Source organism: Novosphingobium sp. fls2-241-R2A-195, from assembly GCF_030209485.1.
Taxonomy (GTDB): Bacteria; Pseudomonadota; Alphaproteobacteria; order Sphingomonadales; family Sphingomonadaceae; genus Novosphingobium; species Novosphingobium resinovorum.
In genome coordinates this window covers 141,721-160,050 of sequence record NZ_JARVRY010000013.1, presented here as the reverse complement: position 1 = coordinate 160,050, position 18,330 = coordinate 141,721, and the positions used below count along the sequence as shown (strand labels likewise).

Annotated in this window: 19 protein-coding genes and 1 tRNA gene; 9 read left to right on the top strand and 11 right to left on the bottom strand. The window is 65.5% G+C overall.

All coding sequences use genetic code 11. The annotated features are described in order from the left end of the window. Window positions 1-176 precede the first annotated feature (176 nt). The 9 genes from QRN25_RS11690 to QRN25_RS11650 all read right to left on the bottom strand — a co-directional run bounded on the left by QRN25_RS11690 (window position 177) and on the right by QRN25_RS11650 (window position 8,379). Window positions 177-593, bottom strand: coding sequence for a DUF3035 domain-containing protein (locus QRN25_RS11690; RefSeq protein ID WP_271182571.1), 417 nt, complete (start codon window positions 591-593; stop codon window positions 177-179). A gap of 16 nt (window positions 594-609) precedes the next feature. Then, window positions 610-1,116 (bottom strand): signal peptidase II, encoded by a 507-nt coding sequence (gene lspA, locus QRN25_RS11685; RefSeq protein WP_285019653.1) that lies wholly within the window; start codon window positions 1,114-1,116, stop codon window positions 610-612. An 8-nt stretch (window positions 1,117-1,124) separates the two neighbouring features. Further along, window positions 1,125-4,097: an isoleucine--tRNA ligase gene (gene ileS, locus QRN25_RS11680; protein WP_271182573.1), complete on the bottom strand. Its 2,973-nt coding sequence runs from the start codon at window positions 4,095-4,097 to the stop codon at window positions 1,125-1,127. Between the two features lie 229 nt (window positions 4,098-4,326). Further along, complete coding sequence (locus QRN25_RS11675) at window positions 4,327-5,256, bottom strand: bifunctional riboflavin kinase/FAD synthetase (RefSeq protein ID WP_271182574.1); 930 nt, start codon at window positions 5,254-5,256, stop codon at window positions 4,327-4,329. 11 nt (window positions 5,257-5,267) lie between these two features. Continuing rightward, entirely contained in the window at window positions 5,268-5,753 is a 486-nt protein-coding gene (locus QRN25_RS11670) for a dihydrofolate reductase (protein ID WP_271182575.1), read from the bottom strand. An 11-nt stretch (window positions 5,754-5,764) separates the two neighbouring features. Beyond that, a complete protein-coding gene (locus QRN25_RS11665; RefSeq protein ID WP_271182576.1) occupies window positions 5,765-6,823 on the bottom strand; it encodes a 5-(carboxyamino)imidazole ribonucleotide synthase in 1,059 nt (352 codons plus the stop codon). A 130-nt stretch (window positions 6,824-6,953) separates the two neighbouring features. Continuing rightward, on the bottom strand, window positions 6,954-7,409 hold the full coding sequence (gene purE / locus QRN25_RS11660; protein WP_081799006.1) for a 5-(carboxyamino)imidazole ribonucleotide mutase: 456 nt from the start codon (window positions 7,407-7,409) through the stop codon (window positions 6,954-6,956). 27 nt (window positions 7,410-7,436) lie between these two features. Next, the gene (gpmA, locus tag QRN25_RS11655) at window positions 7,437-8,123 is read right to left on the bottom strand and encodes a 2,3-diphosphoglycerate-dependent phosphoglycerate mutase (RefSeq protein ID WP_211150728.1); all 687 of its coding nucleotides are present in this window, start codon (window positions 8,121-8,123) and stop codon (window positions 7,437-7,439) included. Window positions 8,124-8,184: 61 nt separating this feature from the next. Then, window positions 8,185-8,379, bottom strand: coding sequence for a hypothetical protein (locus QRN25_RS11650; RefSeq protein WP_008830757.1), 195 nt, complete (start codon window positions 8,377-8,379; stop codon window positions 8,185-8,187). A 129-nt stretch (window positions 8,380-8,508) separates the two neighbouring features. On the opposite strand from QRN25_RS11650, the gene QRN25_RS11645 reads away from it, so the two are divergent. The 4 genes from QRN25_RS11645 (at window position 8,509) to QRN25_RS11630 (ending at window position 13,440) form a co-directional block, all read left to right on the top strand. Beyond that, window positions 8,509-8,583 (top strand) — tRNA-Thr (locus QRN25_RS11645). Between the two features lie 190 nt (window positions 8,584-8,773). After that, on the top strand, window positions 8,774-11,554 hold the full coding sequence (locus tag QRN25_RS11640) for a TonB-dependent receptor (protein ID WP_271182577.1): 2,781 nt from the start codon (window positions 8,774-8,776) through the stop codon (window positions 11,552-11,554). Then, the gene (locus QRN25_RS11635; protein ID WP_271182578.1) at window positions 11,554-12,684 is read left to right on the top strand and encodes a phytase; all 1,131 of its coding nucleotides are present in this window, start codon (window positions 11,554-11,556) and stop codon (window positions 12,682-12,684) included. Before QRN25_RS11640 ends, QRN25_RS11635 begins: the two co-directional genes overlap by 1 nt. Before the next feature lie 78 nt (window positions 12,685-12,762). Then, window positions 12,763-13,440 carry a lytic transglycosylase domain-containing protein gene (locus tag QRN25_RS11630; protein ID WP_271182579.1) on the top strand — a complete coding sequence of 226 codons (678 nt, stop codon included), beginning with the start codon at window positions 12,763-12,765 and terminating at the stop codon, window positions 13,438-13,440. A 162-nt stretch (window positions 13,441-13,602) separates the two neighbouring features. Here the strand turns inward: QRN25_RS11630 and QRN25_RS11625 are convergent, their stop codons facing one another. Beyond that, on the bottom strand, window positions 13,603-14,484 hold the full coding sequence (locus tag QRN25_RS11625) for a UTP--glucose-1-phosphate uridylyltransferase (protein WP_271182580.1): 882 nt from the start codon (window positions 14,482-14,484) through the stop codon (window positions 13,603-13,605). Window positions 14,485-14,641: 157 nt separating this feature from the next. Between QRN25_RS11625 and murA the strand changes: the two genes are divergently transcribed. From murA to QRN25_RS11610, 3 genes are all read left to right on the top strand, one after another. Then, window positions 14,642-15,925, top strand: coding sequence for a UDP-N-acetylglucosamine 1-carboxyvinyltransferase (murA, locus tag QRN25_RS11620; RefSeq protein WP_008832548.1), 1,284 nt, complete (start codon window positions 14,642-14,644; stop codon window positions 15,923-15,925). Between the two features lie 17 nt (window positions 15,926-15,942). Next, a complete protein-coding gene (locus tag QRN25_RS11615) occupies window positions 15,943-16,191 on the top strand; it encodes a hypothetical protein (protein WP_271182581.1) in 249 nt (82 codons plus the stop codon). A gap of 184 nt (window positions 16,192-16,375) precedes the next feature. Further along, window positions 16,376-16,870 (top strand): metallophosphoesterase family protein, encoded by a 495-nt coding sequence (locus tag QRN25_RS11610; RefSeq protein ID WP_271182582.1) that lies wholly within the window; start codon window positions 16,376-16,378, stop codon window positions 16,868-16,870. Between the two features lie 100 nt (window positions 16,871-16,970). Here QRN25_RS11610 and QRN25_RS11605 read toward each other — a convergent pair whose 3' ends face one another. Continuing rightward, window positions 16,971-17,204, bottom strand: a complete 234-nt coding sequence (locus QRN25_RS11605) for a ribbon-helix-helix domain-containing protein (protein ID WP_271182583.1) — start codon at window positions 17,202-17,204, stop codon at window positions 16,971-16,973. 178 nt (window positions 17,205-17,382) lie between these two features. On the opposite strand from QRN25_RS11605, the gene QRN25_RS11600 reads away from it, so the two are divergent. Together QRN25_RS11600 and QRN25_RS11595 are read left to right on the top strand one after the other, a co-directional pair. After that, window positions 17,383-17,763, top strand: coding sequence for a PadR family transcriptional regulator (locus QRN25_RS11600; protein ID WP_271182584.1), 381 nt, complete (start codon window positions 17,383-17,385; stop codon window positions 17,761-17,763). Further along, window positions 17,753-18,319, top strand: coding sequence for a DUF1700 domain-containing protein (locus QRN25_RS11595; protein ID WP_285019650.1), 567 nt, complete (start codon window positions 17,753-17,755; stop codon window positions 18,317-18,319). Before QRN25_RS11600 ends, QRN25_RS11595 begins: the two co-directional genes overlap by 11 nt. Window positions 18,320-18,330 lie beyond the last annotated feature (11 nt).

Genomic DNA, 18,330 nt, shown 5'->3' with positions numbered 1-18,330 from the left:
GCGCCGAACTGCCCTGGATTGCTTCGCTACGCTCGCAATGACGAAGGGTGGGGCAATCGCTATGGCAGTAACAGGCCAGCGGTCCCAGCCTTCGCTGGGATGATGGGTTGTGCCCTGCACGATACGAAAAAGGCCGGACTTTCGCCCGGCCTTTTTCGTATCGTTTCAGCGAGAGATCAGCTGCCCACGGCAGTCTGCGCGTCACGCCCATCGCCTTCCGGCGCGGCGAGAATCGCGCGTGTCAGCTGGCCCTTGGCGACCGTGTAGGTCTGCGGATCGCCCACCGTCGAGCGGATTGACGGATCGGCGGTGCCTGCCATGCTCAGCGCCGACTTCTCGATGTCGCTGCGGGCCTGCGGGCCGCCAAACAGCGCATCGAGCGTCTGCTGCTGCATCGAATCATCGGCCGGGCGAGGCTGGCCCTGCTTCGGCGGGCTCAGCGAGAAGTCGGGCGGCACCACCAGCGGGGTCTGGCGCTGCACGGCGAACTCGTCGGGGCGAGCACGGTTGAACAGGCCGGTGCTGCCGCAAGCGGACAGCATGACCGCGCCCGTCGCGACGAGGAGGAGGGCAGCGGTTTTCTTCATGCGCATCAAATTCAACTCGCGTTTAATCTGCAATCGGGGCGGGTTGCGCCTCTGTCTCGGGCTTGTCGCGCGAAAACAGGGAACGGGCAAGGATAATCAGGACGCCGATGGTGATGGCGGCGTCCGCAAGATTGAAGATCAGGAAGGGCCGCCAGCCTCCGAAATGCAGGTCGGCATAGTCGATGACATAGCCGACGCCGAAACGGTCGCGGATGTTTCCCGCCGCACCGCCCAGCACCATGCCGAGCGCCGCGATCTCCGGCAGCTTGCGCTCGCGCAGCAGCCAGACGAACACGAAAGCGGCAATCGCGCCGGTCGTGGCGACCAGCGCCCAGCGTCCCTCGGGCGAACCCGCAGTGAACAGGCCGAGCGAGACGCCGAAGTTCTGCGTCCACGTCAGGTTGAAGAACGGCAGGACGTAGACCTGCCCGATCCGGTCGAGATCGATGCCTTCGGTGATCCAGCCCTTGATGCCCTGGTCGATCGCATAGACGACCACGGCGACCAGCAGGCCGATCACACGCTTCATCCAGGGGTTCATTCCACCGGCTCCACGACGTCGTCGCAGCGGTCGCACAGCGCGCCGTCCTCGGTCACTTCCGGGAGATGGCGCCAGCAGCGGCCGCACTTGTGGTCGGTGGAGGGGGTGACGGTCACCTCCTCGCCCTGCCCGCGCGTGACTGTCCCGGTGATGAACAGCTCGGCGAGATCGGCCTCAGGTGCGCTTTCGGGCACCGTGACGACGGCGGCCAGGCTGGAGCCGATGATCTTCTCCCGCCGCAGCGGCTCGATCGCCTCGGTCACAGCCGCGCGCAGCGTGCGCAGTTGGGCCCACTTCGCATCGTCTGCCTCGACCGCCGGAACTTCCGGCCATTCGAGCAGGTGAACGCTGTCGCCGTCCGGATAGCGCGATCCCCACGTTTCCTCGGCGGTGAACACGATCACCGGCGCGGCGTAGCGGATCAGCGCGTGGAACAGCGTGTCCAGCACCGTGCGGTAGGCGCGGCGCTTGGGGTCCGTTGGCGCGTCGCAGTAGAGGCAGTCCTTGCGGATATCGAAGAAGAACGCGGAGAGGTCCTCGTTGCAGAAATCGAGCAGCGACCGGACGTAGGTGTTGAAGTCGAAGGCATCGATCGCCCCGCGCAGCGTCGCGTCGAGCTTGCCCAGCAGCGCAAGCACGTAGCGCTCCAGTTCGGGCATCTCCGACACGGGAAGGCGCTCCGCCTCGTCGAAGCCGTCCAGTGCGCCCAGCAGGTAGCGCAGGGTGTTGCGCAGCTTGCGGTACTGGTCGGCGACGCCCTTCAGGATTTCGTCGCCGATGCGGTGGTCCTCGGTGAAATCCACCGAGAGCGCCCAGAGACGAATGATGTCGGCGCCGTTGGTCTCCATGACCTTGAGCGGGCTGATCGTGTTGCCCAGCGACTTGGACATCTTCATGCCCTTGGCGTCCATCGTGAAGCCGTGGGTCAGCACCGCCTTGTACGGCGCATGGCCGCGCGTGGCGCAGCTTTCCAGCAGCGAGGACTGGAACCAGCCGCGATGCTGGTCGGAGCCTTCGAGATAGAGATCCGCCTTCGGGCCGGTATAGCCTTCGGGGCGCAGCAGATCGGGCCAACGGCCTGATTCCAGAACGAAAGCGTGCGTGGAGCCGGAATCGAACCAGACGTCGAGAATGTCGGCGACGCGCTCGTAATCGTCGGCGTTGTAGCCGTTGCCGAGCAGGTCCTGCGCGGCTTCGTCCGACCAGCCATCGACGCCCTTCGCCAGGATCGCGGCGCGGATGCGTTCGTTGACGGCGGGATCGACGAGGTATTCGCCGGTCTTGCGGTGCACGAACAGCGTGATCGGCACGCCCCATGCGCGCTGGCGCGAGAGCACCCAGTCGGGGCGCCCCTCGACCATCGCGCCGATGCGGTTGCGGCCCTTGTCGGGAACGAAGCGGGTTTCGGCGATGGCCTGCAGCGCCGCCTGACGAAGCGTCGGCGCGTCCATCAGGTTTTCCTCGGCGGGATCGATCGCCCCGCCCTCGTTCTCCCAGCGCTTGTCGGCCGGGGTCTTGGGCGAGATATGCGTCATCGCCTTGTCCATCGGCACGAACCACTGCGGGGTGCAGCGGTAGATCACCTTGGCCTTGGAACGCCACGAGTGCGGGTACGAGTGCTTGTAGTCCGCCGAAGCCGCCAGCAAGCCGCCCGCTTCGCGCAGGTCGGAGCAGATCGGGCCGTCGGGGGCGTTGAACTTCGGGTTGATGACCGAGCCCTGTCCGGCCAGCCACAGCCAGTCCTCGCGGTACTTGCCGTCGGCCTCGACCACGAACTTGGGGTTGATGCCGTTGGCCTTGCACAGATCGAAGTCGTCCTCGCCATGGTCGGGCGCCATGTGGACGAGGCCGGTGCCGCTCTCGGTGGTGACGAAATCGCCCGCCAGCAGCGGACGCGGCTCGGCGAAGAAGCCGCCGAGCGCGTGCATCGGGTGGCGAGCGATGGTGCCGGCGAGGTCGGTGCCTTTGCCGCGCCATAGTTCCGCATTGGCTTGGAAGATAACCTTGCTGTCATGACCAGCCGCTTTCAGCAGGCCAGTCAGATATGCGGACATTCGCTCTTGGAAGGACTTTTGCAGTTCCGCAGCAATCAGGAATTTCCTGCCGAACAATGCACGGCCGACGTTGGCATGAGAAGCTGATTCCTGCTCCCCCCACCCAACTACGCCTAGTGAAGACGTCTGAAGAACAACATACTCAACCTCCGGCCCATAAGCCAAAGCCTGGTTCACCGGGATCGTCCAGGGCGTCGTCGTCCAGATCACCGCATAGGCGCCGACCAGTTCGGGCACGGCCGACTCAACGATCTCGAACGCCACGTCGATCTGGGTCGAGGTGATGTCCTCGTACTCAACCTCGGCTTCGGCGAGGGCGGTCTTCTCCACCGGCGACCACATCACCGGCTTGGCGCCGCGATAGAGCATGCCGTTCTCGGCGAACTTGAGCAGTTCGCCGACGATGGTGGCCTCGGCCTGGAAGTCCATCGTCAGGTACGGGTTGTCCCAGTCGCCGTTGATGCCCAGGCGCTTGAGCTGCTCGCGCTGCACGTTCACCCAGTTCTGGGCATAGGCGCGGCATTCGGCGCGGAATTCCTCCGCCGGAACCTCGTCCTTGTTCTTCTTTTTCTTGCGGTACTCTTCCTCGACCTTCCACTCGATCGGCAGGCCGTGGCAGTCCCAGCCGGGAACGTAAGGCGCGTCCTTGCCCAGCAGGGTCTGGGTGCGGACGACCATGTCCTTGAGGATGTGGTTCAGCGCGTGGCCGATGTGCATGTCGCCGTTGGCATAAGGCGGGCCGTCATGCAGCACGAACTTGTCGCGGCCGCGGCGGGCGTCACGGGTCTTCTCGTAAATCTTTTCCGACTGCCAGCGCGCAAGAATGCCCGGCTCCTTCTGGGGGAGTCCGGCCTTCATCGGGAAATCGGTCTTCGGCAGGAAGACGGTGCTACGATAGTCGCGCTGTTCGGTCATGATCGCGGGGCACTAGAACAAATGCGCGATCGTTGGAAGTGCGAGGATTCGGTGAGGCTCGCCGTCCCCTGCCCGCGTCACCCTGAACTCGTTTCAGGGTCCATTGTGCCGCAAGCCCGGAAGCTGGAATGGTAAACTGCGAGTGCGGCCTTGTGGAGCGACAGTCCGGCACCAACCGCCCGATGGACCCTGAAACAAGTTCAAGGTGACGGGGTGCCTGGCCGCGTCGTCAGAGACCCGCCAGCAGTTCGCGCGCTTTCACGCAGTCCCGGTCCATCTGCTCGATCAGCGCGTCGAGCGAATCGAACTTCGCCTCGGGCCGCAGGAAGTGGTGGAACGCCACCTCGATCTCCTGCCCGTAGAGGTCGCCTGCGAAGTCGAAGAAGTGCGGCTCCAGCAGTTCCTTGGGCGGGTCGAAGGTCGGGCGGATGCCAATGTTCGCCGCACCGTGGACCACGCGGCCATCGGGCATGCGGCCGGTCACCGCATAGATGCCGTAGAGCGGGCGCAGGTAGTTCGCCATGTCGAGGTTGGCTGTGGGAAAGCCGATGGTGCGGCCCAGCTTGTCGCCATGCTGCACCCGGCCCCGGATCGCAAACGGCCGCGTCAGCAGGCGTGCGGCCAGTTGACAGTCGCCGCTCTTGAGCGCCTCGCGGATGCGGCTCGACGAGACGGTGCCGCCCGCGTCGCTGACCGGACCGACGGTGCGCCCCTCCAGCCCGTGCGCCGCGCCGACTTCCCGCAGCAATTGCGGATTGCCGCCCTTGGCGCGGCCGAACGTGAAATCCTCGCCGGTGACGACGCCGACCGCGCCCATGTGACGCACCAGCATCTCCTCGATCCACTGCACGGCGGGCATCGCCGCCATCGCCGAATCGAAGTGCAGCACCAGCATCGCATCCGCGCCGGCGGCCGCGAACAGTTCCTGCCGCTGCTCCAGCGTGGTCAGGCGGAAGGGCTCGGCATCGGGCTTGAAGTGGCGGACGGGGTGCGGGTCGAAGGTGGCGACGATGGCCGGGCGGCCCTGCGCCTTCGCCCAGCCGATCGCCTCGCCCACCACGGCCTGATGGCCTTGGTGGAACCCGTCGAAGTTGCCCAGCGCCAGCACGGCACCGCGCAGGGATTCGGGAACGGGTTGGCGGTTGTCGAGGCGAATCATGGGCGTCTCGGCTATAGGGCGCGTGTGAGAGTCACGAAAGCATGTGCCGGTCGGGCACCGTCCGCCGCATGGGCGTCGCGCGCAATTTCAACCCACTCGGGGCCGACTTCGGGCATTACGGTATCGCCCTCGTAATCGCCCGCGATCTCGGTCAGTTCGATCCGGGCGGCGAGCGGGAGGAAGAGAGCATTGATCTCGGCCCCGCCGATCACCGCGACTTCGCCTTCTCCGGCAAGCGCCAACGCCTCGTCCACCGAATGCGCGACTTCGGCGCCTTCCGCGCTCCAGCCGGTGTCGCGGGTCAGCACGATGTGACGGCGGCCGGGCAGCGGCGCGGGAAAGCTGTCGAAGGTCTTGCGGCCCATCACCATCGGCTTGCCCATGGTCAGCGCCTTGAACCGCTTGAGGTCCGCCGGGAGCCGCCAGGGCAGCGCGCCGTCGCGGCCGATCACGCCGTTTTCGGCGCGGGCGTAGATGAGGAAAACCTGCGGCATCATCTTTGGGGCCATCAGTCGAGGATCAGCCGCGTGACATGGCCCATCTTGCGCCCCGGACGGGCGGCGGCCTTGCCGTAGAGGTGCAGGTGGTTGGCCGGGTCGGCGAGGATCGTCGGCCAGTCGTGCGCCTCGTCACCGATAAGGTTGCGCATCTCCACGCCCTTGGCGGCAAGGCCGGTGTCGCCCAGCGGCAGCCCGCAGATCGCGCGGACGTGGTTCTCGAACTGGCTGGTGACCGAGCCCTCGATGGTCCAGTGGCCCGAGTTGTGGACGCGCGGCGCCATTTCGTTGAAGACGGGGCCGTCCTTCGTCGCGAAGAATTCCAGCGTCAGCACGCCGACATAGTCCAGTGCATCGGCAACCTTGGTGGCGAGGGCCCGCGCGGCAGGCACCTGCTCCAGTAGGTCGGCGGGCGCGGGCACGGTGCTGAGTGCCAGGATGCCGCCCTCGTGGACGTTGTGGGCGCTGTCGAAGAAGCGCACCCCGCCGTCCGCGCCGCGGCACAGGATCACCGAGAATTCGGCAAAGAAGGTGACGAAGCCCTCGTAGATCAGCGGCGTCGCGGGAAGGTCCAGCGCGGCGGCGTCCCCGGGCGTCATGATGCGCCACTGGCCCTTGCCGTCATAGCCGTCGCGGCGGGTCTTGAGGATGCCCGGCGCGCCGATCGCGGCGATGGCCCGCGCAAGGTCTTCGGCACTGTCCACCGGGGCGAAGGGGGCAGGGGTGCCGCCGAGGCCAGTGACGAAGCGCTTTTCGTTCAGGCGGTCCTGCGCGGTTTCGAGAGCACGCGCGTGGGCGAGCAACGGCGTGTCGCCCAGCGCCGCGAGCGGGCCAACGGGGACGTTCTCGAACTCGTAGGTCACCACCGCGCAGTCGGCGGCGAACTTCGCCATGGCCTCGGCATCGTCCCAGGCGGCGCACGTGAACTGGGCGCAGACGTCGGCGGCGATCGAGTCCGCCTCGGGCGCGTAGACGTGGCAGCGGTAGCCAAGCTGCGCCGCCGCCATGGCGATCATCCGCCCGAGCTGGCCGCCGCCAAGAATGCCGATGGTTTCGCCGGGAGAGATCATTACGCCTTTACGCCTGCCTTGTGCCGGTGCCCTTCGACAAGCTCAGGGTGAGCGGACTTAGTGCTGAAATTCTAAAACCCAACCCCGCTCGTGCTGAGCGTGTCGAAGCACCTCAGCCAAGCGGGAAACATCAGACCGGCTTTTCCGCTACACCCGCGGTCTGCGCCGCACGGAAGTCCTTGAGCCGTCCCGCCAGCGCCTCGTCCGAGGTGGCCAGGATCGCCGCCGCCAGCAAACCGGCATTGGCCGCGCCCGCCTCGCCGATCGCCAGCGTGCCGACGGGGATACCCGCAGGCATCTGCACGATCGAGAGCAGGCTGTCCTGTCCCGACAGCGCCTTGCTCTGCACCGGCACGCCGAGCACCGGAAGATGCGTCATCGCGGCAATCATGCCGGGCAGGTGGGCAGCGCCCCCTGCCCCGGCGACGATCACCTTGAAGCCTTCGCCGTCCGCGCCATGCGCGAAGTCCACCAGCCGCTCGGGCGTGCGGTGCGCCGAGACGATGCGAGCGTCATAAGCGACGCCCAGCTTGTCGAGCATCTCGGCGGCCTTGATCATGGTCGGCCAGTCGGACTGGCTGCCCATGACGATTGCAACTGGTGCAGTCACGGATCAGCGCTCCGAGAGGTAGTAGCGGTCGAGCACCTTGAGATCGTTGTCGAGCTCGTAGACGATCGGCTGGCCGGTCGGGATTTCCAGACCGGTGATCTCCTCGTCGGAGATACCCGAGAGGTGCTTTTCCAGCGCGCGCAGCGAATTGCCGTGCGCGGCGACCAGCACGGTCGAACCGGCATGGAGGTGCGGCACGATCGAGCCTTCGTAATACGGCAGGACGCGGGCGATGGTGTCCTTGAGGCTCTCGGTCATCGGCGTGTCGATGCCCGCGTAGCGCGGTTCGGCCGAGAGGTCGAACTCGCTGCCCTTGTCCATGACGGGGGGCGGAATGTCGAAGCTGCGGCGCCAGACCTTGACCTGCTCGTCGCCGTGCTTGGCGGCGGTCTCGGCCTTGTCGAGGCCGGTCAGGCCGCCGTAGTGACGCTCGTTCAGGCGCCAGTCCTTGGTTTCCGGGATCCACAGGATGCCGGCGGCTTCGAGCGCGAAATGCAGCGTCTTGATCGCGCGGGTCTGCAGCGAGGTGAAGGCGACGTCGGGCAGCAAGCCCTTGTCCTTGAGCAGCGCACCGGCAGCGCGGGCCTCGGCCTCGCCCTTTTCGGTGACGTCGACGTCCCACCAGCCGGTGAAGCGGTTTTCAAGGTTCCACTGGCTCTGGCCGTGGCGAAGCAGGATCAGGCGAGGCAATGTAGGCTCCCTATACTGTCAAGGACCGACGCGGTCTTGCCGCTGTTCGAGATATGGGCCCCTAGCTTTCCGGCGGCGATTTGGCCAGTGGCGGTTTGCTGTCGGGCGATTCGCCCTCCTCGACCGCTTCGCCGAGCGCGGATACGGCACGAGCCTGCGCCTTGCGGCGACGCAGGTTCTCGCGCAGCTTGGCGGCGAGACGCTCTTCCTTCGTGGGTTTTCGAGGCGATTGCGGCGCGTTCATCGCCCGCTGCATTGCCGCTCCGAAAAAGAAAGCACAAGAGGCGCTTGACAATCGAACGCCGCGCGGACAATAGCGCCCCCCTGTCTCGGGGGCTTCTGGCCCGGCAGACAGACGCCCCGGTTACCCGGGCCTGGAATATGTGCTGCTGTAGCTCAGTGGTAGAGCGCGTCATTGGTAATGACGAGGTCGGGAGTTCAATCCTCCCTAGCAGCACCATTCCCTTCCCTTTCTCTCATCGAAGATAGCGCATTGCCGGGGCATTCAGCCACCGCGTCTTCTGGCGTGTTTTGCTGCAATGCGGCGACTGTCATCGAACTGTCTTCGCTCTATCACGCGAGCGTCATGGAACAGGCCTACGGGCCGCCCTCAAGGACACACAACGTCGCTTCAGGGAACCATTCCAGCTATGAATCGCTCGCTCCAGCTCGTCGCCGGGCTGCTTGCCTCGGCCTCCTTCGCCACTATCGCTCACGCCGGTGAAGTTGCCGGTCACGTCAACGACGCTACCGGCACCCGCGCGCTACAGTCGGCCACCGTGCGCATCGTGGAACTCAACCGCCAGGTCGAGACCGACCGCGCCGGTTCCTACGTCTTCGGTGACGTGCCCGCCGGCACCTACACGCTCGAAGCGCGCTACGTCGGTGCGGAAGTGACGACCCAGACCGTCAACGTCGCTGCGACCGGCCGTATCGAGGGCAACTTCGACCTCGCGGCGATCGGCGGCGGCGACATTCTCGTCACCGGCATGACCGCGAACATGACCAGCGCCCTGTCCCGCCAGAAGGCCGCGGACGGCGTGGAATCGGTCCTGACCCGCGACGCGGTCGGCCAGTTCCCCGACCAGAACGTGGCGGAATCGCTGCGCCGCCTGCCGGGCGTCAACATCCTCAACGATCAGGGCGAAGGCCGCTACGTCTCGGTCCGCGGTCTCGACCCCGAACTCAACGGCACCTCGGTCAACGGCGTGCGCCTGCCCGCCCCGGAATCGGATGTGCGTTCGGTCGCGCTGGACGTCATCTCATCCGACACCATCGAATCGATCGAAGTGAAGAAGAGCTTCACCCCCGACATGGATGGCGACTTCATCGGCGCCTCGATCGAGATCAACACCACCAGCGCCTTCGATTCCAAGAAGAACCGCTACTCGGTCAGCGCCGAGGGCAGCTGGAACGACTATTCGGGCAAGGTCATGCCCAAGGGCTCGTTCGACTTTACCCAGAAGCTGGGTGACGACTTCGGCATCGCCGGATCGGTCAGCTACTACAAGCGCAAGTTCGAGACCGACAACGTCGAGACTGGCGGCTGGAGCCTCGACGACGCCGGCAACGCCTGGGCCGAATCGGTCGAATATCGCGACTATGACGTGGAGCGTACCCGCATCAACGCGGCGCTGTCCGCCGACTGGCGCGTGTCGGACACGACCAAGGCCTATATCCGCGGCAACTGGGCGCAGTTCGACGACCACGAATACCGCCGCCGCACCACGCTCGACTTCAGCGATTTCGAGGACGGCCCGACCTCCAGCACCGACAGCGGCGCGACTTTCGACGGCGACGACGAGCGCATCACCGTCAACCGCGACCTGAAGGACCGCTTCGAGCGCCAGCGCATCCGCTCGGTCTCGATCGGCAGCGACACCGACACCGGCGTGTGGAAGTTCAAGTGGATGGGCAGCTACGCCAAGTCCACCGAGCGCGAGAACTTCTCGATCGACCCGACCCGTTTCCGTGCGCGCTTCACGGAAGGTACCGTGGTCGACATGGATTACGCCAACAAGTACTATCCGACCTACTCGGTGACGCAGGGCGCGGACAGCTTCAACGATCCCAGCGAGTATGAATTCAACCGTACCGAGCTGACCACGCTGTCCGACAGCCGTGACCAGGAATGGGCGATCAAGGCAGACCTCGCCCGCACCTTCGCAGGTTCGAACGGCGACTTCACCGTGCAGGTCGGCGGCAAGGCCCGCTGGCGCAAGAAGTCTTACGACTTCAACATGACCTACTACGAACTGGCCGACGATGCGCCGGACTATACGCTGGCCGACGTGCTGGGTTCGCAGACCTACCGCCTGGTCAACATGGGCCCCGTCGCCAGCAAGGGCGGCCCGGCCGACTACCTGCTCGCGAACCCCGGTTCCTTCGTGGTCAACGATTACGAGACGGACTTCAACTCGGCGACCAGCGACTACTCGGTGCGTGAGGACATCGCGGCCGGTTATGCGATGGCGCGCTGGGACAGCTCGACGCTGCGCGTGATCGGCGGCGTGCGCATGGAGCGTACGTACAACGAGCTGAACGGCCAGTACGTGACCGACAGCGACGACGTCGTGGTCACCCCGGTCAGCTTCACCCGCAGCTACACCAACTGGCTGCCCAGCCTGACGGTGCGCTACAGCCCGCAGCAGAACATCGTGGCGCGTCTGGCGGGTTACAAGACCGTCGTGCGTCCCAAGCTCTCGCAGATGGCTCCGCGCAACACCATCAACGATGACCTCGAACTGGAAGTCGGCAACCCCGAGCTGAAGCCCTATCAGGCCTGGAACCTCGACGCCGGGTTCGAATACTACTTCTCGAACAATGGCGCATTCTCGGTTGGCGGGTTCTACAAGTCGATCAAGGACTACACTTACACCCAGCGCACCCGTGAGGCCGGCACCTATCAGGGCGTCGAATATAGCGAGCTGACGATGCCGGTGAACGGTGACACCGCCGAGATCGTGGGCCTCGAGGCCAGCTTCAGCCAGTCGTTCTCGATGCTGCCCTCGCCGTTCGACGGCCTGCTGACGCAGATCAACTACACCTACACGTACGCCCGCGGCACGGTGCTGGACGGTGACGACGTGGCGCGCCGGATCAACCTGCCCAACGCCTCGAAGAACACCTTCAACGTCGTGCTGGGCTACGAAAAGGGTCCGATCAGCCTGCGCGCTGCCGGCACCTTCCGCGACAAGTACCTCGACGAAGTGGGCGACGATGCCGAGACCGACCGCACCGTCAACCAGCACTTCCAGCTGGACCTCTCGGCCAAGTACAAGCTGACCGACAACATCAAGCTGTTCGCCGACTGGGTGAACGTCAACAACGCCAAGTACTTCGCCTACCAGAACCTCGGCGGCGCCAAGCGCGTGCTGCAGTACGAGGAATACGGCTCGACGGTGAAGTTCGGCGCAAGGATGTCGTTCTGATGAAGCGCAACCTCACGCGCATCGCCGATGTCGTGAAGCTGGGGTCGGGAGCTTTGCTCCCGGCCCTCCTGCTTTCCGCCTGCGCGACGACCTCAACCATTGGCACCACCGGAGCACCCGAAGCTCCCCGTCCCCGCTATCCCGCCATCGACATTCCCGCCGAGGGCGAGACCACGCCGGTCGGCACCGGCAATGCCGATGCGGCGGACGATCCGGCGATCTGGCGCAATGCGGCGAATCCCGCCGCCAGCCTGGTCCTGGGCACCGACAAGAAGGCCGGGCTCTACGTCTACGCCCTCGACGGTACGGTGAAGGACTTCTCGCCCGCCGGTGCGCTCAACAACGCGGACCTGCGCGAAGTGCGCATGGCCGACGGCTCCACCCGCATCCTCGTCGGCGCCAGCGACCGTACCGACCGCGCCGAGCCGCGCATCGCGCTGTTCGGCCTCGACGGTGCGACCGGCAAGCTCTCGGTGCTCGGCTCCGGGACGTTCCTCCCCGCAGACCATGCCCCGGCGGAGGCCTACGGCTTCTGCATGGGTGCTCCGCTCGCGGCGGGCGAACTCGCCCGCGCCTACGTCGTGCTCAAGGACGGTACGGTCGCCGAGAGCCGCATCGTCGAGAACGCCGGCAAGGTTTCGGCCGAGCACTTGCGCGACGTCAAGTTCGCGACCCAGTCCGAGGGCTGCGTCGTCGATGACGTGACGAAGACGCTCTACGTCGCCGAGGAGGACGTGGCGATCTGGAAGGTGCCGCTCTCACCGGCGACGCTGACCGCATCCTCCTACGCCCGCGTCGGCGAAGCGGACGGTCTGGTCGACGACATCGAGGGCCTTGCCATCGCCCGCAACGCCGAAGGCCGCGCCTGGCTCGTCGCCTCCAGCCAGGGCGACAACGCCTATGCGCTGTTTGATCTCGCCACCGGCAAGCCCGCAGGCCGCTTCCGTATCAACGGGGGCGCCATCGGCGGGACCAGCGACACCGACGGCATCGAAGTCGTGCTCGGCGACTTCGGACCGCAGTATCCCGAAGGACTGTTCATGGCGCAGGACGGCGACAACGCCCCCAAGGCGCAGAACTTCAAGCTGTTGTCGTGGCGCTCGATCCGCACCGCGCTGGGCATCCGGTAACCCGACTCTGCCGCATCCGCGTGTGACTCGATCTCGCGGATGCGGTAGAACGGCGACCATGGTGAGGGAAACGAATCGATGAGGCGGATCGAAGCACTGGCTGTGCTCGTCATCGTTTCCTGCGCGGCATTGCCCGCGGTGGCCCAAGCAGATGTTCTGCAGATCGGCACCTCAGGCGCCGAATGGGTCGCCGGTGGCCCTGCAACCCTCCCCGCCGCATCCGACCTCGCGCAAGTAGATCAGTCGTCGGGCGTCGGCTTCATCGGCAGCACTGTTGCAAAGGCGACCGAGCAGGTCGAATCGACCCCGATGGAGATCGATTCCGGGCTGCACCCTCAGTCGATTACAGAAGCACTCGACGCGGCAGGCCCGACCCGCTGGCGTGAGCGCGTCGCCCAGCTTGCCGCCAAGTACGACATCAGCCCGACGCTGCTGGAAGCGGTGGTCTGGCAGGAAAGCCGCTGGAACGAACTGGCGCTCTCGCCGGTCGGCGCGCGTGGGCTGGCCCAGCTGATGCCCGGCACCGCCGCGCAGATGGGCGTCGATCCCGCCGATCCCATGGCCAACCTAGAGGGCGGCGCGCGCTACTTGCGCATGCAGCTCGATGCCTTCGGCGGCGATCTGGAAAAGGCGCTGGCGGCCTACAACGCCGGTCCCGCCCGCGTGCTCAAGGCCGGGGGCATTCCCAATATCCGCGAGACCCGGGCCTACGTCGCCTCGATCATGGCGCGGCTGACGGACCCGGTTCGGCAGTAAACACCCACATCGTCATTGCGAGCATAGCGAAGCAATCTAGGGCCGAGTAAACTGCCCTAGATTGCTTCGCTATGCTCGCAATGACGACTGTTCTGATGGTGGCGTCCGCAAAAAACGCGCCACCTTCCGGCAGCGCGTTTTTTTACCGTCCGAAGTGGCGGATCAGCCCAGCAGCTTCTGCGCGATCGCGCGTACATCGTCGCGCATATCGGGACGGTCGAGCGCGATAGCCAGCGTCGCTTCCACGAAGCCGACCTTCGAGCCGCAGTCGAAACGGCGCCCGTTGAAGGTTACCGCATGAAACGGCTGCTGGCCGATCAGCTTGGCCATCGAATCGGTCAGCTGAATCTCGCCACCTGCGCCCTTCCCCTGCGTTTCAAGCAGACCCATCACTTCAGGCTGGAGGATATAGCGGCCCGAGACGATCTTGTTCGAAGGCGCCTCGTCCACCTTGGGCTTCTCGACCAGACCCTTGACCTCGGTGAGATTGCCCCGGCTTTCGCCGGGCGCGATCACGCCGTAGCTCGACACTTCCTCATGCGGCACTTCGAGCACCGAGACGAGGTTGCCGCCCACTTCGTTGTAGGCCTCGATCATCTGCGCCATGCAGCCGGGCGTGCCGTACATCAGTTCGTCGGGCAGGAAGATCGCGAAAGGCTCATCCCCCACGACGGCGCGGGCGCACCATACCGCGTGGCCGAGGCCCAGCGGCACCTGCTGACGCACGGTGACGAGGTTGCCGGGCTGGATGCGGGTCGGCTCAAGCGGGTCGAGCGACTTGCCGCGCCCGGTCATCGTCGCTTCGAGTTCGTAAGCGGTATCGAAATGCTCGACGATCGCGGTCTTGCCGCGGCCCGTCACAAAGACGAATTCCTCGATTCCGGCTTCGCGCGCCTCGTCGACGGCGTATTGGATCAGAGGCCGATCGACGACCGGAAGAAGTTCCTTCGGAATCGCCTTGGTGGCGGGCAGGAAACGGGTGCCGAGACCGGCGACGGGAAAGACGGCTTTTCGGACCGGCTTGCGAAAGTTCGAGTCACTCATGGGTCTGGATAATGCCTCGCTCATGTTGCGGTTGCGTTTAAAGCCCGGAAATAGTCTTAGCGCAACAACCCCATGTTAATCTTACCGAACCCTTAATCCGCCGCGAAATTGCATCCGATCCCGTTGAAGCACGCGCGTTTGGCGCTAAAGGACGGTGATGGACAAGATCATCATCGAGGGCGGCAAGCGCCTTTCCGGCACCATTCCCGTTTCCGGCGCCAAGAACGCCGCGCTCACGCTGCTGCCCTGCGCGCTGCTGACCGAAGAACCGCTGACGCTGCGCAATCTGCCGCGTCTGGCGGACATCGACGGTTTCCAGCACCTGATGAACCAGTTCGGCGTCTCCACCGCGATCGCGGGCAGCCGTCCGGAAGACTTCGGCCGCGTGATGACGCTGCAGGGCACGCGTATCACCAGTTCGGTCGCGCCTTACGACCTCGTACGCAAGATGCGCGCCTCGATCCTCGTCCTTGGACCGATGCTGGCGCGCATGGGCGAGGCGACCGTGTCACTGCCCGGCGGCTGCGCCATCGGCAACCGCCCGATCGACCTGCACCTCAAGGTCATGGAAGCACTGGGCGCGACGATCGAGCTGGCCGCCGGTTACGTGCGCGCCATCGCCCCTGACGGCGGCCTGCCGGGCGGGCGCTACTCGTTCCCGGTCGTCTCCGTGGGCGCCACCGAGAACGCGCTGATGACCGCCGTGCTGTGCAAGGGCAAGTCCACCCTGCACAATGCCGCGCGCGAGCCGGAGATCGTCGATCTGTGCAACCTGCTCGTCGCGATGGGCGCGCAGATCGAGGGTATCGGCACAAGCGACCTCACCATCCACGGCGTCGACCGCCTGCACGGAGCGACCTACATGGTCATGCCCGACCGCATCGAGGCGGGTTCCTACGCCTGCGCCGCCGCCATCACCGGCGGTGAAGTGCTGCTCAAGGGCGCGAAGATCGAGGACATGGAAGCCACCGTGCAGGCGCTGCGCGATGCAGGCGTCCACGTCGAGCCCAAGGCCGACGGCCTCCATGTCGCCTCGGACGGCAAGCTGCGGCCCGTCACGATCTCCACCGCCCCCTACCCCGGTTTCGCCACCGACATGCAAGCGCAGCTGATGGCCCTGCTGTGCATGGCCGAAGGCTCCAGCGTGCTCACCGAGACCATCTTCGAGAACCGCTACATGCACGTTCCCGAACTCAACCGCATGGGCGCGCGGATCGAGACCAAGGGTCGCACCGCGATCGTCCACGGCGTACAGGGCCTCACCGGCGCCGACGTCATGGCGACCGACCTCCGCGCCTCGATGAGCCTCGTGATCGCCGGTCTCGCCGCAAAGGGCCAGACGCAGGTGCACCGCCTCTACCACCTCGACCGCGGCTACGAGCGCCTTGAGGAGAAGCTGGCACTGGTCGGCGCGCAGATCGAACGCGTCGGCGGCGACTGAGGAAACTCCGAAGGCCCATGGCGCGTTTGCCTCTCGAACTGCCGAGAGGAGAGACGAACATGGGCCTCATCAAGTTGGCGGCCGCCGGAGCGGTCGGCTACGCCCTCTACAAATACGCGACCGAGAAGAAGCAGGAAGCCGAGTTCGCAGGCGGCGTGCGCGATTCCGGTCCGGAGCATATGAGTTCGCCGCCCAAGAGCTGGGACAAGACCGACGAAGCGATCGACGAGAGCTTCCCGGCGAGCGATCCTCCATCGACATACTGATCACCAGTCGCGGTCGCTAGAAAGGGCGGGAGAAGCAAAGGCTTTCCCGCCCTTTTGCCATCCGTCGCAAATTCCCGCGGCCTGGCTGATTCCCCGCATCCTGGCTGGAACGAATTGTTTACCTAACCCGTTGAAACCCTTGTCGGAGCGCCGGGATGGCCGCCTCCGGGACGGGAAGAAGATGATGGCGATCCACTTTGTCGCGGACCTGAACTTCAACGGCGAGAGCGCCCTTCACGCGATTCCCTACGGCTTTCCCGATAGCGCCGAGATGACCCGCCGCATCTGCGAGGTCTGGCGTGCCCGCGTGGCCGACGACGACACCGTCTGGATTCTCGGCAATGTCGGAAACCCCGTCCATCTCGGCAGCCTTCCCGGCAACAAGCACCTTGTGCGTGGACCGAATGACCCGCAAGCGTGGAATTGTCTCGCAACGGGCCGCTACGCCAGCGTCTGCGACATGCAGCGCCTCGATACGGCCCACGGAACTCTGACCCTCATCAACGACCCTGCGAAGGCGCTGGAAGGCGATGCGCTCGTACTCCACGGCCATACCCGGTACGCGTGGAGCCGCCCCGGTCACAACTGCGTGGCCGCGCACGGACTGGGATGGGGGCCGGTCAGCCTCGACATGCTGATGCGCAAGCCCGCCGAACCGAGGCTTAGCCGCGCCGCCTGAAGGCGCCATTCGTCATTGCGAGCATAGCGAAGCAATCTAGGGCGACCCAAGACTGCCCTGGATTGCTTCGCTATGCTCGCAATGACGAATGGGAAACACTCTAGCCCAGAGCCGAAGTCGCCAGCCACACCCTGACCGCCCCGGCCAGCCCCGGCGGCGTTTCAGCCTCCAGTCGCTCCGCATCGATCCGCGCGACGAGCGCGTTCACCGGCAACCCCTCATGCGCGGCGGCGCGCTTGAGCAGGTCCCAGAACACCGGCTCGAGGCTGATCGAGGTCTTGTGCCCGGCGATCTCCACCGAACGTTTGACCGGAGGATGGTAAGGCGTGGTCATCGCGCGGCAACCTAGCTGCCCTCCGCCCCGCCGAGAACCCCGGAAATCAGCCGAAGTCCATTGATCGATACCTATCGATAGCAAGGTATCTTGCCTCGACCTGTACTTTTCTAAACAAGGTATCTTGCAACACACAGTAGCTGGTTATATACGATGGACATCCGCAGGAGATGATTCGATGTCCGAAATCGAAATCCAATTGAAGAAAGGGGTGCTGGGGCTCTGTGTCCTGGCGCTGCTCTCGCGGGGGGACAGCTATGCCTACGAGATCGCGAGCCGCATGGCCGACGCGGTCGACATGGGCGAAGGCACGATCTACCCGCTGATGCGCCGCATGCAGTCCGAAGGTCTGGTGAAGACCTACCTTGAGGAATCGCCCTCCGGCCCGCCCCGCAAGTACTATAGCCTCACCGACACCGGCCGCTCGCGTCTTGCCGAGCAGGTCGCCGAATGGCGCGGCTTCACCAAGGCCGTGGACACGCTGCTCGACGATGCCGCAGAGCCGACTGCCGTTCAGGAAGGCCCGATTCAGGAAGGAGAGCCCAGCCATGATGCGTAACGAATTCATCAAGCGCCTGAAGGCGGGCCTCAAGGGCATGCCGCAGGACGCCATCGACGACATCGTCGCCGACTACGAAGAGCACTTCGAAGCCGGCCTTGCCGAGGGCCGCAGCGAAGAGGAGGTTGCGACGGCCCTCGGCAACCCGAGCCGCCTTGCCCGCGAACTGCGCTTCGAAACCGGCTTCCGCAACTGGAAGAGCGATCGCACGCCGTCGTCCGCCTGGGGCGCGATCCTTGCCTTCATGGGCCTCGCCACGATCGACATCCTGATCCTGCTGCCGATCGTGCTGCCGGTTCTGGGCGTGGTCTTCGGCCTGTTCGTGGCGGTGCTGGCGGCCTTCGTCGGCGGCGGCTTCATGCTGATTGCCGGGCCTTTCTCCGGCTTCCCCGGCGGCCCGCTGAACGCGATCCTGCTGGGCCTCGGCACCATGAGTGCTGCGGTCGGCATCGGCGCCCTGCTCACCATCGTGGGCATCGGCGTGGTCAACGCCCTCATGTGGTTCGGCCGCCTGCACTACCGTGTGCTCGAACCCGCCATCCATCCCGAAGACTGACGACGACAAGG

What these genes read in the sequence shown, in the direction of transcription:
- QRN25_RS11625 (WP_271182580.1), bottom strand. Translation starts at nt 14,484, where the DNA reads ATGAGTGACTCGAACTTTCGCAAGCCGGTCCGAAAAGCCGTCTTTCCC.
- QRN25_RS11635 (WP_271182578.1), top strand. Translation starts at nt 11,554, where the DNA reads ATGAAGCGCAACCTCACGCGCATCGCCGATGTCGTGAAGCTGGGGTCG.
- purE (WP_081799006.1), bottom strand. Translation starts at nt 7,409, where the DNA reads ATGGGCAGCCAGTCCGACTGGCCGACCATGATCAAGGCCGCCGAGATG.
- QRN25_RS11595 (WP_285019650.1), top strand. Translation starts at nt 17,753, where the DNA reads ATGATGCGTAACGAATTCATCAAGCGCCTGAAGGCGGGCCTCAAGGGC.
- QRN25_RS11675 (WP_271182574.1), bottom strand. Translation starts at nt 5,256, where the DNA reads ATGATTCGCCTCGACAACCGCCAACCCGTTCCCGAATCCCTGCGCGGT.
- QRN25_RS11640 (WP_271182577.1), top strand. Translation starts at nt 8,774, where the DNA reads ATGAATCGCTCGCTCCAGCTCGTCGCCGGGCTGCTTGCCTCGGCCTCC.
- QRN25_RS11665 (WP_271182576.1), bottom strand. Translation starts at nt 6,823, where the DNA reads ATGATCTCTCCCGGCGAAACCATCGGCATTCTTGGCGGCGGCCAGCTC.
- QRN25_RS11610 (WP_271182582.1), top strand. Translation starts at nt 16,376, where the DNA reads ATGGCGATCCACTTTGTCGCGGACCTGAACTTCAACGGCGAGAGCGCC.
- QRN25_RS11630 (WP_271182579.1), top strand. Translation starts at nt 12,763, where the DNA reads ATGAGGCGGATCGAAGCACTGGCTGTGCTCGTCATCGTTTCCTGCGCG.
- QRN25_RS11670 (WP_271182575.1), bottom strand. Translation starts at nt 5,753, where the DNA reads ATGATGCCGCAGGTTTTCCTCATCTACGCCCGCGCCGAAAACGGCGTG.
- QRN25_RS11690 (WP_271182571.1), bottom strand. Translation starts at nt 593, where the DNA reads ATGCGCATGAAGAAAACCGCTGCCCTCCTCCTCGTCGCGACGGGCGCG.
- QRN25_RS11650 (WP_008830757.1), bottom strand. Translation starts at nt 8,379, where the DNA reads ATGCAGCGGGCGATGAACGCGCCGCAATCGCCTCGAAAACCCACGAAG.
- lspA (WP_285019653.1), bottom strand. Translation starts at nt 1,116, where the DNA reads ATGAAGCGTGTGATCGGCCTGCTGGTCGCCGTGGTCGTCTATGCGATC.
- murA (WP_008832548.1), top strand. Translation starts at nt 14,642, where the DNA reads ATGGACAAGATCATCATCGAGGGCGGCAAGCGCCTTTCCGGCACCATT.
- QRN25_RS11600 (WP_271182584.1), top strand. Translation starts at nt 17,383, where the DNA reads ATGTCCGAAATCGAAATCCAATTGAAGAAAGGGGTGCTGGGGCTCTGT.
- QRN25_RS11605 (WP_271182583.1), bottom strand. Translation starts at nt 17,204, where the DNA reads ATGACCACGCCTTACCATCCTCCGGTCAAACGTTCGGTGGAGATCGCC.
- ileS (WP_271182573.1), bottom strand. Translation starts at nt 4,097, where the DNA reads ATGACCGAACAGCGCGACTATCGTAGCACCGTCTTCCTGCCGAAGACC.
- QRN25_RS11615 (WP_271182581.1), top strand. Translation starts at nt 15,943, where the DNA reads ATGGCGCGTTTGCCTCTCGAACTGCCGAGAGGAGAGACGAACATGGGC.